At 61.6% G+C, this 13,573-nt stretch carries 11 protein-coding genes; 2 read left to right on the forward strand and 9 right to left on the reverse strand.

What is annotated here, in order from left to right; all coding sequences use genetic code 11:
- Nucleotides 1–530 precede the first annotated feature (530 nt).
- A complete protein-coding gene (locus CPI83_RS26975) occupies nucleotides 531–2,792 on the reverse strand; it encodes a DNA polymerase III subunit gamma and tau (RefSeq protein WP_097387986.1) in 2,262 nt (753 codons plus the stop codon).
- 162 nt (nucleotides 2,793–2,954) lie between these two features.
- Here CPI83_RS26975 and CPI83_RS26980 point away from each other — a divergent pair, with 162 nt between their 5' ends.
- Nucleotides 2,955–4,268, forward strand: coding sequence for an ammonium transporter (locus CPI83_RS26980; RefSeq protein ID WP_003943791.1), 1,314 nt, complete (start codon nucleotides 2,955–2,957; stop codon nucleotides 4,266–4,268).
- Between the two features lie 6 nt (nucleotides 4,269–4,274).
- On the opposite strand, the gene CPI83_RS26985 is transcribed toward CPI83_RS26980, so the two are convergent.
- The 7 genes from CPI83_RS26985 to CPI83_RS27015 all read right to left on the reverse strand — a co-directional run bounded on the left by CPI83_RS26985 (nucleotide 4,275) and on the right by CPI83_RS27015 (nucleotide 11,326).
- Complete coding sequence (locus CPI83_RS26985; protein ID WP_019746535.1) at nucleotides 4,275–4,646, reverse strand: carboxymuconolactone decarboxylase family protein; 372 nt, start codon at nucleotides 4,644–4,646, stop codon at nucleotides 4,275–4,277.
- An 8-nt stretch (nucleotides 4,647–4,654) separates the two neighbouring features.
- Nucleotides 4,655–6,244, reverse strand: a complete 1,590-nt coding sequence (locus CPI83_RS26990) for a long-chain fatty acid--CoA ligase (protein WP_097387987.1) — start codon at nucleotides 6,242–6,244, stop codon at nucleotides 4,655–4,657.
- Complete coding sequence (locus tag CPI83_RS26995; protein WP_097387988.1) at nucleotides 6,237–6,860, reverse strand: alpha/beta hydrolase; 624 nt, start codon at nucleotides 6,858–6,860, stop codon at nucleotides 6,237–6,239. The genes CPI83_RS26990 and CPI83_RS26995 overlap by 8 nt, the downstream gene beginning before the upstream one ends.
- Complete coding sequence (locus tag CPI83_RS27000; protein WP_097387989.1) at nucleotides 6,860–8,221, reverse strand: MFS transporter; 1,362 nt, start codon at nucleotides 8,219–8,221, stop codon at nucleotides 6,860–6,862. The genes CPI83_RS26995 and CPI83_RS27000 overlap by 1 nt, the downstream gene beginning before the upstream one ends.
- A gap of 96 nt (nucleotides 8,222–8,317) precedes the next feature.
- Nucleotides 8,318–9,370 (reverse strand): 3-keto-5-aminohexanoate cleavage protein, encoded by a 1,053-nt coding sequence (locus CPI83_RS27005; protein WP_003943988.1) that lies wholly within the window; start codon nucleotides 9,368–9,370, stop codon nucleotides 8,318–8,320.
- 51 nt (nucleotides 9,371–9,421) lie between these two features.
- On the reverse strand, nucleotides 9,422–10,321 hold the full coding sequence (locus CPI83_RS27010; RefSeq protein ID WP_021342614.1) for a TauD/TfdA family dioxygenase: 900 nt from the start codon (nucleotides 10,319–10,321) through the stop codon (nucleotides 9,422–9,424).
- Between the two features lie 30 nt (nucleotides 10,322–10,351).
- Nucleotides 10,352–11,326, reverse strand: coding sequence for a quinone oxidoreductase (locus CPI83_RS27015; RefSeq protein WP_019746530.1), 975 nt, complete (start codon nucleotides 11,324–11,326; stop codon nucleotides 10,352–10,354).
- Nucleotides 11,327–11,526: 200 nt separating this feature from the next.
- Between CPI83_RS27015 and CPI83_RS27020 the strand changes: the two genes are divergently transcribed.
- Nucleotides 11,527–12,531, forward strand: a complete 1,005-nt coding sequence (locus CPI83_RS27020; RefSeq protein WP_021342611.1) for an AraC family transcriptional regulator — start codon at nucleotides 11,527–11,529, stop codon at nucleotides 12,529–12,531.
- Here the strand turns inward: CPI83_RS27020 and CPI83_RS27025 are convergent.
- Nucleotides 12,524–13,570, reverse strand: a complete 1,047-nt coding sequence (locus CPI83_RS27025) for a putative sulfate exporter family transporter (RefSeq protein ID WP_097387990.1) — start codon at nucleotides 13,568–13,570, stop codon at nucleotides 12,524–12,526. The two genes, CPI83_RS27020 and CPI83_RS27025, sit on opposite strands and share 8 nt — an antisense overlap.
- Nucleotides 13,571–13,573: the final 3 nt, after the last annotated feature.

The following is a 13,573-nucleotide window of genomic DNA, read 5'->3' on the forward strand; positions in this document are numbered from 1 at the left end:
TTTGACAGCAATCGATAGTTAGCTGTAACTCGGAGTTACTTATTTGCTTCGTCGCCGGTCAAGCAGTGGTTTGAACATCCGTACCGGACACCGGTTTCACGGCCACCGTTTTCTCGAGATCGGCAAATGCTCAGTTGAGTGCGCACCGAAATGCCGCAATGCCGAATATGTGGCCAATTCGCCGAATGTCCCAAATTGGTCGATCACCGCAAAACAAACATCCGACAACTATCAATCTGAACATTCGTGACACACCGAGAATTAGCAACAGCACGCGAATGTCGATCAGACAACGAGAAATTCCAGATATTCTTCGGCGACCATCGTCCGAATCGATGTTTCGTTACACCGGAATTGAGCGAACGAATGTGCCAGCAAACCGGCCACACACAATTCAGCTTTGCCGGGCCGAGCCGGTGCCCTTTCGACACGTGCGCACACAAAAGGAACGGCACTTATAACAATTCGATCACACAGTGGTGCCGCGGCATTCCGACAGCCGTTTCACGCGCACGGACCGAGTCGGCAACTCAGCTTTCGAGGCGGCGTGCCCCGAGGACGTCCTTGAGGAGTTCCTTTGCAACGTCCTCGGGATCACGTCTGGCAGTCGGATCAGCGGGCTCAGCAGCCTCCGCGAACATCTCGTCCTCGTCCTCCGGCGTTGCAGCCGGAGGAGTTGCCTCGTAGTCGACCTCAGGAGCAGGGGCCGGTCCAGGGTCTTCCGGATAGTCGGGGGCCTCAGGCGGCGGAATGTCGTCCGAATCTCCGCGCTGGGGCTGCGGGGCCTTGGGCTGCTGCGCTGCACGCTCCTGACTGGGGCGCGAGAAGCGGGGCGCAGCGGCCGGGCGGCTCGCAGCTTCTGTCGCCTTGGGTGCGCTCGATGCTGCCGGCGCTGTGGGCGCACCTTCTTGGTACTCGACTTGCCAAGTGCCACCGAACATCTCGGCAAGGACCTCGCAGATGACCGCCGCGTTGTGCGGTTGCGTCACACGAGCACCCAGGACCGGCGAGCCGTGAGCGATGACCACAACATGTCCACGCACGTCGTGAACCGTCGCAGCGGACAGCATGGCCGGAAGAACCTTGTTTCGTTCACCGACCTTGTTGCGCAAGGTGTTCCACGATTCACGGAGGGTCTCGACTGTGGGGCCCGCCGAGACCGGCGCAGCTTCTGCAGCCGCCGGCTCCTCGTACTCGGGCTCGGGCTCGTAGTCGGGTTCCGGCTCGGCAAGCCCGATCAGCTCTTCCGCTTCGACCGGAGCAGGAGCCGGTGGTTCAACCACAGGAGCTTCAACTATTGGAGCTTCGGCAACCGGAGCTTCAACCACTGGTGCTTCAACCACTGGTGCTTCAACCACCGGAGCTTCAACCACTGGAGCTTCCGCAACCGGCGGTTCCACGATCTCGACGGTGGGAGGCTCGACCACGGGAGCTGCCGCTACCGGAGGTTCGACGACAGGAGCCTCGACGACCGGCGGCGCCGCCGGAGCCGGGGCGGCTGGTTCCGGCCGTGCCTCAGGCTCGGCCTTGCGTTGGGAGGGCCGTTGGAACTTGGAAGCAATCTCCGGTTCGAGCGGCGGCACAGTCGGTGCCGGCGTTGCTGCCGCGCGAGGGGCAGCGGCAGCCGCGACTCCGGCAGCCGGAATACCTTGTTCCAGGCGCTCGAGCCGCTGCAACACAGCCGACTCGGTGTCGGAGGCCGAAGGAAGCAGCATTCTCGCGCACATCACTTCGAGCAGCAGCCGCGGCGCCGTCGCCCCACGCATTTCACTGAGACCAGCGTGGACGGTTTCGGCGAAACGGGTGAGCGTGGCCGGCCCGACTCGCTGAATCTGTTCACGCATCGTGACCAGCTCGGCCTCCGGCGCATCGACCAACCCTCGTTCGCTGGCATCGGAGACTGCCTGCATCAAAATGAGATCGCGTAGACGTTCGAGGAGATCGAGCGCGAATCGGCGTGGATCGTGACCGGCGTCCATCACCCGATCGACAGTGCCGAACAAGGCGGCTCCGTCACTGGCAGACAGGGCGTCTACTGCTTCGTCGATGAGCGCGACGTCGGTGACTCCGAGAAGAGAGAGCGCCCGCGGATACGTGACACCTTCTTCGCCGGCTCCCGCGAGCAACTGATCGAGGACACTCAACGAGTCGCGAGGCGAACCGCCGCCAGCCTTGATGACCAGGGGATAAACAGCAGGCTCGACCGGTACGCCTTCCTGGGCGCAGATCTTTTCCAGGAGTCCGCGCATGGTCGACGGCGCCAACAGGCGGAACGGGTAGTGGTGTGTACGCGAACGGATGGTCGGGAGAACCTTTTCCGGTTCCGTCGTCGCAAAGATGAAGATGAGGTGCTCCGGCGGCTCTTCGACGATCTTGAGCAGCGCGTTGAAGCCCGCCGCCGTCACCATGTGTGCCTCGTCGATGATGAAGACGCGGTAGCGAGAAGCGGCGGGGGCGTGGAACGCCTTGTCTCGGAGTTCTCGGGTGTCGTCGACGCCACCGTGACTTGCGGCGTCGAGTTCCGTCACGTCCAGGTTGCCTGTGCCGCCCGGGCCAAGCGAAACGCACGAGTCGCACACATCGCACGGCGTCGACGTCGGTCCCTGCTCACAGTTCAGCGAACGCGCCAGGATTCGCGCCGACGACGTCTTTCCACAGCCACGCGGGCCGGAAAACAGATAGGCATGGTTGATGCGTCCGGTGTCGAGGGCCGTGCTGAGCGGTGCGGTGACATGCTCCTGCCCCACCACCTCGGCGAAGGACGCGGGTCGATACTTCCGGTACAGGGCCACGCGCAAAGACTACCGGCGACCCACGACAGGTGATCCGGTGCGGGTGCAACGCCGACTTCTCCCGAAACATGTTCGCAACACAATCGCAGTGCGGAGGAAACCGCACGCACCCATCGTGGGTTCCGTGCACGCGGGCTGGTCCGCATGCGTGAGGAGAAAACTGTGCCCGCCACCATCGATGCCGGAGCAACTGCCTGGTTGCTCGTCAGTACTGCACTCGTACTTCTGATGACGCCAGGACTCGCGCTGTTCTACGGCGGCATGGTCCGCTCGACCGGCGTACTCAACATGATCATGATGAGCTTCGTCTCCATCGCACTCGTCACGGTCGCGTGGTTGTTCGTGGGCTACAGCCTCGTGTTCGGCGACGATCACGGTGGCATCATCGGCGGACTCGAACACATCGGCATGGCGGGCATCGACCCGTCGACCGTGCACGGGAATGTCCCGGAAGTGTTGTTCGCAACCTTCCAATTGACGTTCGCAATCCTTACTGCAGCACTCATCAGTGGTGCGATCGCCGACCGCGCGAAGTTCTCCGCCTGGATGATCTTCGTCCCCATCTGGTCCTTGCTCGTCTATGTCCCCGTCGCTCACTGGGTGTGGAATCCGCAGGGATGGCTCGCCCAGATGGGCGCACTCGACTACGCCGGTGGCCTCGTGGTCGAAATCGTGTCCGGAGCGTCAGGCCTGGCATTGGCACTGGTCCTCGGCCAGCGGATGGGTTTCAAGGCCGAGTCGATGCGTCCGCACAATCTGCCGTTCGTCCTGCTCGGCGTCGGTCTGCTCTGGTTCGGTTGGTTCGGATTCAACGCTGGGTCGGCCCTTGCGGCCGACGGTATGGCCTCGCAGATCTTCCTCAACACACTCGTCGCCGGCTGTACCGGACTACTCGGCTGGCTGTTCGTCGAGCAGAACCGTGACGGACACCCCACGACGTTCGGCGCAGCTTCGGGCGTCGTCGCCGGTCTGGTCGCGATCACCCCGTCGTGTGGAACGGTGAACATGTTCGGTGCGCTCGTCATCGGTCTGATCGCGGGCATCGTCTGCTCGTACGCCGTGGGATGGAAGCACAAGCTCGGCTACGACGACTCCCTCGACGTCGTCGGCGTGCACCTCGTCGGCGGAATCGTCGGCTCGTTGCTGATCGGACTCCTCGCGACGGCCGTGATGACGGGCGGTCCGGAAGGTTTGTTCTTCGGCGGTGGATTCGCGCAGCTGGGCAAGCAGTTCGTCGGTGTCGTCGTGGTCGCGCTCTATGCCTTCGGTGTGACCTACGGTCTCGGAAAGCTCATCGACAAGACCTTCGGCTTCCGTATTTCGCGTGAAGACGAGGCCCGCGGAATCGACGTTGCCCTGCACGCGGAGTCCGCCTACGAGCACGGAGTCCTCGGCCACGGCCCGATCGGCGGACAGAACCCGAGCCCGTTCCTCCAGCGTCAGCGTGAGGAACGGGAGAACCGCGAACGGGACTGACCGCCGTCACCGGTTCGCGATTTCCTCCATCAGGATCGGAACGCCGACATTGCAGGAGTGAATCCCGACGACGGTGGTCAGTTTCAGCACCTCGAGAATCTCCTTCGGGGTCACTCCCACGTCGAGCGCGGCGCGAATATGACGTCGTACGCCGGGCGCGTACATGTGCGTGCTCGCCGCATCGACGGCTATGCACAGCAACTGGATCACCTGAGGTGACAGCACCCCACTGTTCCAGGGCTGCATTGCTGTCTTCATGTACAGCTCGGTCCACTCGGGATCCAGCTCCGAAAGTCCGTCCCACAACGGATTCCAGCCACCCGAATCCTTCATAGCCTGGGTCACGGGAAAAGCTTCACTTGCTCGAACGTCAGTCATCGATCTCCTCAGACAATCGAAAATGCTTGATTCAGTTCACGTTTGAGAATCTTTCCGGTTGCCGTCATCGGCAGCGACGGCACGAACTCCATGCGGCGCGGATATTTGTAGGCGGCCATCTGTTCCCGCGACCATTCCACGAGATCCGATTCGGAGATCTCTTCACTCGGCTCTCGGATCACGTAGGCGACAACTTCTTCGCCGAGGCTCGTGTCCGGCACCCCGACGACGGCGACGAGTGAGACGGCTGGGTGGGTGAGCAGAACCTCTTCGATTTCGCGTGGGTAGACGTTGAATCCGCCCCGCACGATCATGTCCTTCGCGCGGTCGACGATGTAGTAATTTCCGTCGGTATCGACCCGTGCCAGATCCCCGGTGCGAAACCATCCGTCGCACATTACTTCCGCCGTCGCCTCGGGTCGGTTGAAATAGCCCTTCATGACGTTGTGCCCGCGAATGGCCAACTCACCCACTTCATCGGGGCCGGTGATCGTACGCCAAGAGTCATCGACAATCCGCGCTTCGACGCCCCAGATCGGCACGCCGATCGAACCGGGCCGGGGGTCGCTCTCCGGGTCACTGAACAAGGCCAACGGAGAGGTCTCGGACAACCCGTACCCTTCGAGGATCTGAACACCGAAGCGTTCCCTGAACTGTGTCAAGATTTCGACGGGAAGCGCTGCACCACCGGAGATCGCGCACCGCATGTTCTGTGCAACGGTCTCGATATCCACCCCGGATTTCACTACCTCCTCCAGCACGCCGAGCAGTCCCCAATACATGGTCGGGACGCCCGCGAAGACCGAGATCTTTTCGCGTTCCATGATCTCGAGTGCCGCGGTCGCATCGAAGCGCGGCATCAACACCAAAGTGGCACCGACGCAGATTCCCGCATTCATGGTCACTGTCTGGCCGAACGAGTGGAACAACGGCAAAGTCAGGAGATAACGCTCATGCATGGACGGAACGCTCTCGAACAACCGGTTGGTCGACAGTGCATTCAAGACCATGTTGCAGTGAGTGAGTTCGGCGCCCTTGGGCTTTCCGGTCGTGCCGCTGGTGTAGAGAATGACCGCGGTGTCCGTCGGTTCACGAACAACCGCGGCTGCAGGCGTTTCCGTGCCGGACACGGATGCCAGTGCTTCGCCTAGAGTCTCGACTCCGAGGGTCGACGACGGTGCACCCGGCTCGGTGCTGATCACGATCAGGGCCGAACAGGTCTCGCTCTGCTCGAACCCGGCGATGGCGTACTCGGCGATCGGTAATTCGGGACTTCCCTCGAAACAGAAGTACAGCTTCGCTTCCGAATCAGCCAGGTGATAGGCAATTTCGCGCCCCTTGAGCAGGATGTTCAGAGGAACGACGACGCCACCGGCCTTGAGAATGCCGTAGTAGACGATCGGGAACTCGAGAACGTTCGGGCAGGACAACGCCACCTTGTCACCTGGCTCGACACCCCGCGAGACGAGCAGATGGGCGATGCGATTCGCGTACGCGTCGAACTGCGCATACGTCAGCCTCGCTTCTCCGAGAACCAGCGCATCCCGTTCCGGGTATCGCCGGGCCGAATCTTCCAGCAGAGCAGCAAGATCAAGCATGACTGTGTTCCTCCTGCGACTCGGAATCCGTGGCATGAGACGAGGCGGCGTGCGACACCGACTCGAGCAGTTCCCACACCAATGATTCCGCCCGCGGCCAATACCCGTATCCGGACGCCGGATTGAGATGTCCGACCTCACCCAGATCCAGCAACCGACTCCCCCATCCTTCAGCCAAACCCACAACTCGGCGATACCCGGCGAGCGGATCGTTCCGACTCGCCGCGACCGTGCTCGGAAAAGGCAGACGCTGACGCGGTATCGGTAGCCACCCGTTCCGATCGAGCTCCTCGAGAGACGGATAGGACTCGGGTAGAGGAAGTTCGAGATCCGCCGGCGTGACCAGAAGTGCGCCGGCAACATCTCGATGATGCGCCCTCGCCCAGTGGGCAACTGTCATGACTCCGGCGCTGTGCGCGACCAGGACCACCGGGCTGGAAACACTTGTCAACACCTCGTCCAATGCCGCAACCCTGGCATCGCGACTGAGCTTGTCGGTCTCGAGGGGAGGAACCGTCAGAACGTTGTCGAGCCTGCGCGCGAGGTGAGTCTGCCAATGATCCTCGACATGATCGCGCAGACCGGGAACTATTACTACCGTGGGTGATTCATCCATCAGGAACTCCGAACTTCTGCTACTTCAGTGGCGCCGGGGATCTCGGGCCGATTCTGCAACGTCGCCAGCCGCCTCATCCCGGCGGGATAGGCACGCTTGCCGGCTACCAACGCGAGGGCCGCGACGACATAGACGAAGGGCGAAAGCTGTAGAGCGCCGAGAAGACCCAGGTGATCGGCGAGGATGCCGACCACGAAGGGACCGAGCGCCAGCCCAAGAAGGTTGTTGGCAACGGTGAGCGTTCCCATGGCCGACGCTCGAATCGAGTGATGGGTAAGGTTCGCGACCATAGCTGCCGTCGGCCCCGACGAACCGGCGGAGAAGAATGCACCGATACCGAGCAATACGAGTTGCGCTGTCCCCGTATCCAACCGGAGCCCGATACTCAGCGTCACCAACGAGATGGCGCAGTAGACGATTGCGGTGGTCCATTTCCGCGCCGAATCGTCGCGGCTGAATCGATCTGTGATGAACCCGCACACCACCATCCCACTTCCGACCAAGAGGACGAATACGGAAGCTGTGACGCCGGCCTTGTCCGGGGCCAAATCGTAGTAGCGATTGAAGAAGCTCGGCAACCACGCCAGAAGTACAGCGGCGGTGAACATCTGGAGACCACCACCGATGTAGGCGAACAACACGGCGGGATTGGTGAACAGCGAGGACACCGGCGCACGAAAACCGTCGTTTCTCACCGCTTCCCCGGCGGCATCCGGCGCGGCCTCGACGGCGTAAGCGGTGAGCTTCTTCTCGGTGACGAGGGCACGGAACAGCGCAACCAGAATCAGACCGAAGATCGCCATGGCGGCAAAAGACCACCGCCAACTGAACTGGACTGCGATGAACCCACCGATTGCCACACCGATGACCGAACCGAACGATCCACCGGCCATGAAGGCACCGGCAAGAGCTGCGTGCACGCGGGGCGCAAACACACTGAGGACCACGGCGATACCCACGCTGCCGTACGCCGCTTCACCGACACCGACCAGGAACCGGGCGCCCAACATCTGTTCGTAGGTCTGAGCGATTGCGCACAGCAACGTCGCGACACTCCACAACACCGCCATCAAGATCAAGCTCTTGACGCGGCCCCAGCGGTCCGCGAGCAGCGACAACGGGAACGTCAACAGCCCGACCATCAATGCCACCACGCTGCTCAGGGAGGCGAGGTGCGAATCGGAGAGATCCCAGTCCGCTTTCAGGATCGGGAAGACTGCACTGAGCACCTGCCTCGACATGTAGTCCGAGAGCAGAAGACCGAAAGCCAGGGCGAAAACGATCCACGGGTATAACTTTCGTCGTCCGCCGATTCCGAGCGCGGTGTCCACACGTGGCGTGGCGGGAGCTTGCAGTCCCATGACTCTCCTAGAAGTACTCGAGGTAGACGGGGGGATTCGGGGGTACGAACCGTCGCGGTTCGTACCCCCGGAACTGTTGTACGAGAGGGTGTGAACTCAGGCGTGCTGCGTGAATCCCAGCTGGCCGATACGGCGGTTGGGCGCGTAACCCAGCTTCGCCAACGTCTCGTCGGTGTCGGCATACGTCTCACCGATCCGGTAGATGTCCCGAGCTTCCTTCGCGGTAGCCACCTCGCGGCCCAATTCGCCTGCAATGCGCACCAACTGCTCGATCTGCTGCACCGACGTCATCTTCTCGCCCTTGCGGCCCCAGATGGTGTCCTCGTTGCCGCAACGAGCGTGCAAGCCCATCGCGATGGCCATCGTGTTCACCGGCAGGACGCTACGCATCAGCGTTTCCAGCGTCAGGCACGCACCGTCGGGAACACGCTGGACGAAGTTCATCATGTTGTACGGGTTGGGGCCGTCGAAGCCGCCGCCGATTGCCACCCATGTGAGGTTGACCGGGCCGGTGTAGATGCCGCGTCGGATCAACCGCTCCACCGTTTCGAGCTGCGGGATACTGGACAACTGGAAATGCGGCTGGATTCCGGCGGCCTGCAACCGGCGCAGGTGCTCTGCCACCCACTCCGGACCGGCGGGCACAGTCATTTCCCGATACGTGTCCGCCAATTCCGGACGCTGCATCGACGTACCCGCGATGTCGTCGTCGGTCATCAGTTCCATGATGTTCATCTGGCTGGTGTTGATCGCGATCGTCACCTGATCGGGAGCCGGCTCCAATTCCGCAAGCATGTGACGCACGTCGTCGGACAACCACTTCGCATCGGCGCCTTCCCCCTCCGGGGCAAACGAAATCGAGCCGCCGACCTGCAGAATCATCTCGGGAACGGCCTCACGCAAGCGGCCGAGAAGCTCGTTGAACTTCGACAGTCGCTTCGAGCCCTTGCCGTCGAGTTCACGCACGTGGATGTGGAGAACGGTGGCACCGGCGTTGAAGCAGTCGACGGCTTGCTGGACGTGCTCGTCCATCGACAGCGGGAGGTCTTCTGCAAAATCGTCCGGCTCCCACTCCGGTCCGTAGGGAGCGACGGTGATGACAAGCTTGTCCTGGGTTTCGGGGAACAGTGAATCGTCGTGGAAATGCATAGTGTGACTCCGATCGAGTGAATGAATTATCTTCGGGGCTGGGAAGAGGGATCAGAACGGTGCGTCGCCGATGATTCCGGCGCGTTCCATCTTTCGAACCGCGGGCCAGTAGTCCTGCACCGCGTAATGCTGTGTCGAACGGTTGTCCCAGATCGCGACGCTGTTCTCGGTCCAGCGCCACCGAACCTGGTACTCGGGAATCTGAGCCTGGCTCGCCAGGTAAGTGAGCAAATTCCCGGCGCCGGGGGCGTAATCGATTCCGTAGCGGACGTTCTCGGGCGTGTGATAGTTCACGAGGTGTGTGGCGAACGAATTGACGAAAAGAATCTTCTCGCCGGTCTCCGGATGTGTTCGTACCACGGGATGTTCGGCGTCGGGAAAGCGTTCCTTCAGCTGGTGCCGCTGATCGATCGGCATCCGAGCGCCGAAGGTCGACTCGATACTGTGCCTGGCACGCAGGTCCTTGATCTGCTCCTTGACCCGCGCCGGCAGATTCTCGTAGGCGAGTGCCATGTTCACCCAAATCGTGTCGCCGCCGACCGGAGGTGTTTCCACACAACGCAATACACATCCCATGGGCGGGTTCACGCGCCAGGTGGCGTCGCAGTGATACGCATTCTCGAAATGCTCCGGCGGGCTGTCCAGGTCTTTGTAGATGCGGACCAGGCCCGGGTGGTCGGGGTCGCTGCCCAGTGCCGGATGATCCTCGAGCTCCCCGAATCGCTGGGCAAGCTCTACGTGCTCGGCTTTGGAGAAGTTCTGGTCGCGAAAGAACAGAACCTTGTGCTCGAGCAGCAATCCCTTGATCTGGGCAAAGAGTGCAGCATCTCGCGCGACCTCGCCGAGATCCACCCCGGACAACTCTGCCCCGATCGAACAGGTCAATTTCTCGACGTGGATCGTGCTGGTCGACGAGGGAAGGTTTTCTGTCAACGTTGCGGTGTTGGTCATGACAATTCCTCTGGGAAGTGCTGTTTCGGTTCAGACGGAGAAGACGGAGGAACCGATACTGCGACCGGACTCCATGTCGTGGTGCGCACGCACCGCATCTTCGAGGGGGTATCGCTGGTTGATCTCGATCGTGATTCGCCCGGATTCGACGTGTGAGAACAGTTCGCCCGCCAATTCGGCACGTTCCTCGGGATCCGCGATGTAATCGGCAAGTGCCGGACGTGTGAGGAAGAGAGATCCCTTGACGGCCAACTGCATTGCCTGAATCGGCGGAGTCGGCCCGGACGCCGTTCCGAAGCACACCAGCAGCCCGCGCCTGGCAAGGCAATCGAGAGAGATGTCGAACGTGGATTGCCCGATACTGTCGTAGACAACCGGCACGCCGACGCCCCCGGTGATCTCCTTGACACGCGCTACGACGTCCTCGCGGGTGTAGATGACGACTTCATCGCACCCGTGAGCTCGGGCAACGCTCGCCTTCTCGTCGCTCGACACCGTTCCGATCACTTTGATTCCCAACAGTTTTGCCCACTGGGTGAAGATCAGTCCAACCCCGCCCGCCGCAGCATGCAGCAACACGGTGTCTCCCGCTTTCAACGGGTAGATGCGACGCAGAAGGTAGGCGGCGGTCAGTCCTCGCATGGTCATGGCGGCCGCGGTGTCGAAGGCGATGCCGTCGGGTAGCGCGATCAGGTCGGACGACGCCATGATCCGCTCGGTGGCGTACGCACCCAGCGGACTGCCGGTGTAGGTCACACGGTCCCCCACTGCAAAATCGACTACTCCCTCGCCGATCTCTTCGACCACACCGGCGCCCTCAACGCCCATCCCGGCAGGCAATTGCGCAGGATAGAGGCCACTTCGAAAGTAGGTGTCGGCGAAGTTCAACCCCACCGCTTCATGACGAACCCGAACCTCTCCGGCACCCGGTCGTCCTACCTCGATCTCTTCCCAACGCATGACGGACGGTGTGCCGATCTCATGGAACCGAATGGCGTTTGCCATCAATGCTCTCCAATTCTGTGGGCGGGCTCGACTCGATTACGGTCGAGCTGTATTCGTACGCAACAACTTCCAGAAGTCGGTGCTCGACTTCGCGGTCGTGCCGAACTGATGTGAACAAAACTATGTGAGATCCGGCTCACATGCTTAACTTGACGAGACACACAACACAACATTTCGGGACATCGAGTAAAGGGGGCCCTATGAAGCCACTCGCCCGCTACGCGTCACTGAACCGATACGTCGACCTGTGCCGAACAGTGGACGTGGACGCTGTGGCCCTCATGAGAAGTGTCGGCCTGAGCCCGGCAAGCCTGGCGAACCCCGACCAATGGGTACCGGCCGCCTCCATCGCATCGCTCCTGGAGCGATCGGCAGCGGAGTCCGGACACGAAGACTTCGGGCTTCTACTCGCCGGCCTGCGTCGACTGTCCAATCTCGGTCCCCTCAGCTTGGTCATCAGGGAAGAACCAGACGTCAGGAGCGCGCTCGACGTATTGATGCGATACGAGCACACGTACAACGAGTCATTGCGCATCCGATTGAACGAGGTCAACGGACTCGCCACCCTGCGAATCTCGCTCGAGGTCGGCGAACCGGTCGACACCAGACAGAGCGTCGAACTCGCAGTCGGCGCGACGCTGCAGATCCTGCGAAGTTTCCTGGGTTCTCGATGGCATCCGGTCAGCGTGGGATTCACGCACAATGCCCCGAAAGATACGAGCACGCATCGACGAATCCTCGGCGACACCGTGGAATTCGATCACGAATTCACCGGAATCGTTTTCTTCGCCGCCGACCTGGATGCGGCAAACCAACTGTCCGACGAGTTGCTCCGGCCGTACGCTCGCCAGTTCCTCGACTCACTTCCCGCATCGGAAACCTCCGACACCCTCAGCCGCACCAAGGAATTGATCGAAGTTCTGCTTCCGACCGGCCGCTGCTCTGTCGAGCAGGTGGCACGAAGCCTCGGGTTCGACCGGCGGACACTGCACCGTCATCTCGCCGAATCCGGAGATACGTTCACGGCCGTTCTCAATTCGGTCCGAAGCACCCTCGCGGAACGATTTGTCGCCAACCCTCGCTATTCATTGACCGAAGTGGCGGTGCACCTGGGGTTTTCGACGCAGGGTAGTTTCTCGCGCTGGTTTCGCACTCAGTTCTCGACGAGCCCGAGCGCATGGCGGACTCAACGCTCGATCAGCTGACCAGCACGACTCCGACGTAGGCGATCGTCGCCACCCACACGGTGGAAATCGCGGCCAGAACGAATGGTCGGGCGCCCACTCCACGAATGACGCTCAGCCGCACCCCCAGCCCGAGAGCGAACATCGCAGCAGCCAACAGCGCCGTCTGCACGGTCTTCGCCAATCCGAGAAGCTCATTCGGCAACATTCCGGTGGAGCGCAAACCCATGCAGCCGATGAATGCCACGACGAACAACGGAATCAGCGGGGGCCGCTTGGTGGCGGTGTTGGCGACCATCGTGCGTTGCCGAATGCTCAGAAACGCCATGACCGGCGCCAACATCAATACGCGCGCAAGTTTCACCACGGTCGCGACACCCAACGCGGTAGCGCCGAGAGCGCTGCCGGCAGCCACTACTTGTGCCACTTCGTGGATCGACCCACCGGCCCACATGCCCGCCTCGATCTCGTTCATACCGAAAGCATCGGCCAGCAAGGGGATCGTCGGAATCATCAGAGTTCCGAAGATCACCACCAGCGCTACAGCGGTCAGCAACTCTTCCTCTCGCGCATTCACCACACCGTCCGCAGCAGCCACAGCGGCAGCTCCACAGATCGAGAAGCCGCAGGCAATCAGAATCCTCTGCGACCAACTCAATCCCAGAAGCTTTCCGGCATACATGGTCCCGGCGATACCGAGGAACACTATCGCCACCACAACGGCGATCACTCCCCAACCCAAACCGACGATGTCGGAGAACATCAATTGCAGCCCGAGCAGAGCGATACCCACCCGAAGTAGCCGTTTCGCCGAGAATGCCAGGCCAGGTTGGAATTTCGCCGGCAAAGAGACGGTATTCGCCAACACCGCACCCGCCACGATCGCAATCAGCAACGGACTCACGGCGGAGGTGAACTGACCGGCTATCAGCGCGACCGTGGCACCCAAGGCGCACAACGCAACTCCGGGCACCAATGCAGCGACACTCGACCACCGTCGTACTTCTGACGAAGGGGCGACTGCGGGTTTCTCGGCCACGGACTTCACATCACGGTTCACTCA

The organism is Rhodococcus sp. H-CA8f, assembly GCF_002501585.1.
GTDB classification, from domain to species: Bacteria; Actinomycetota; Actinomycetes; order Mycobacteriales; family Mycobacteriaceae; genus Rhodococcus_F; species Rhodococcus_F erythropolis.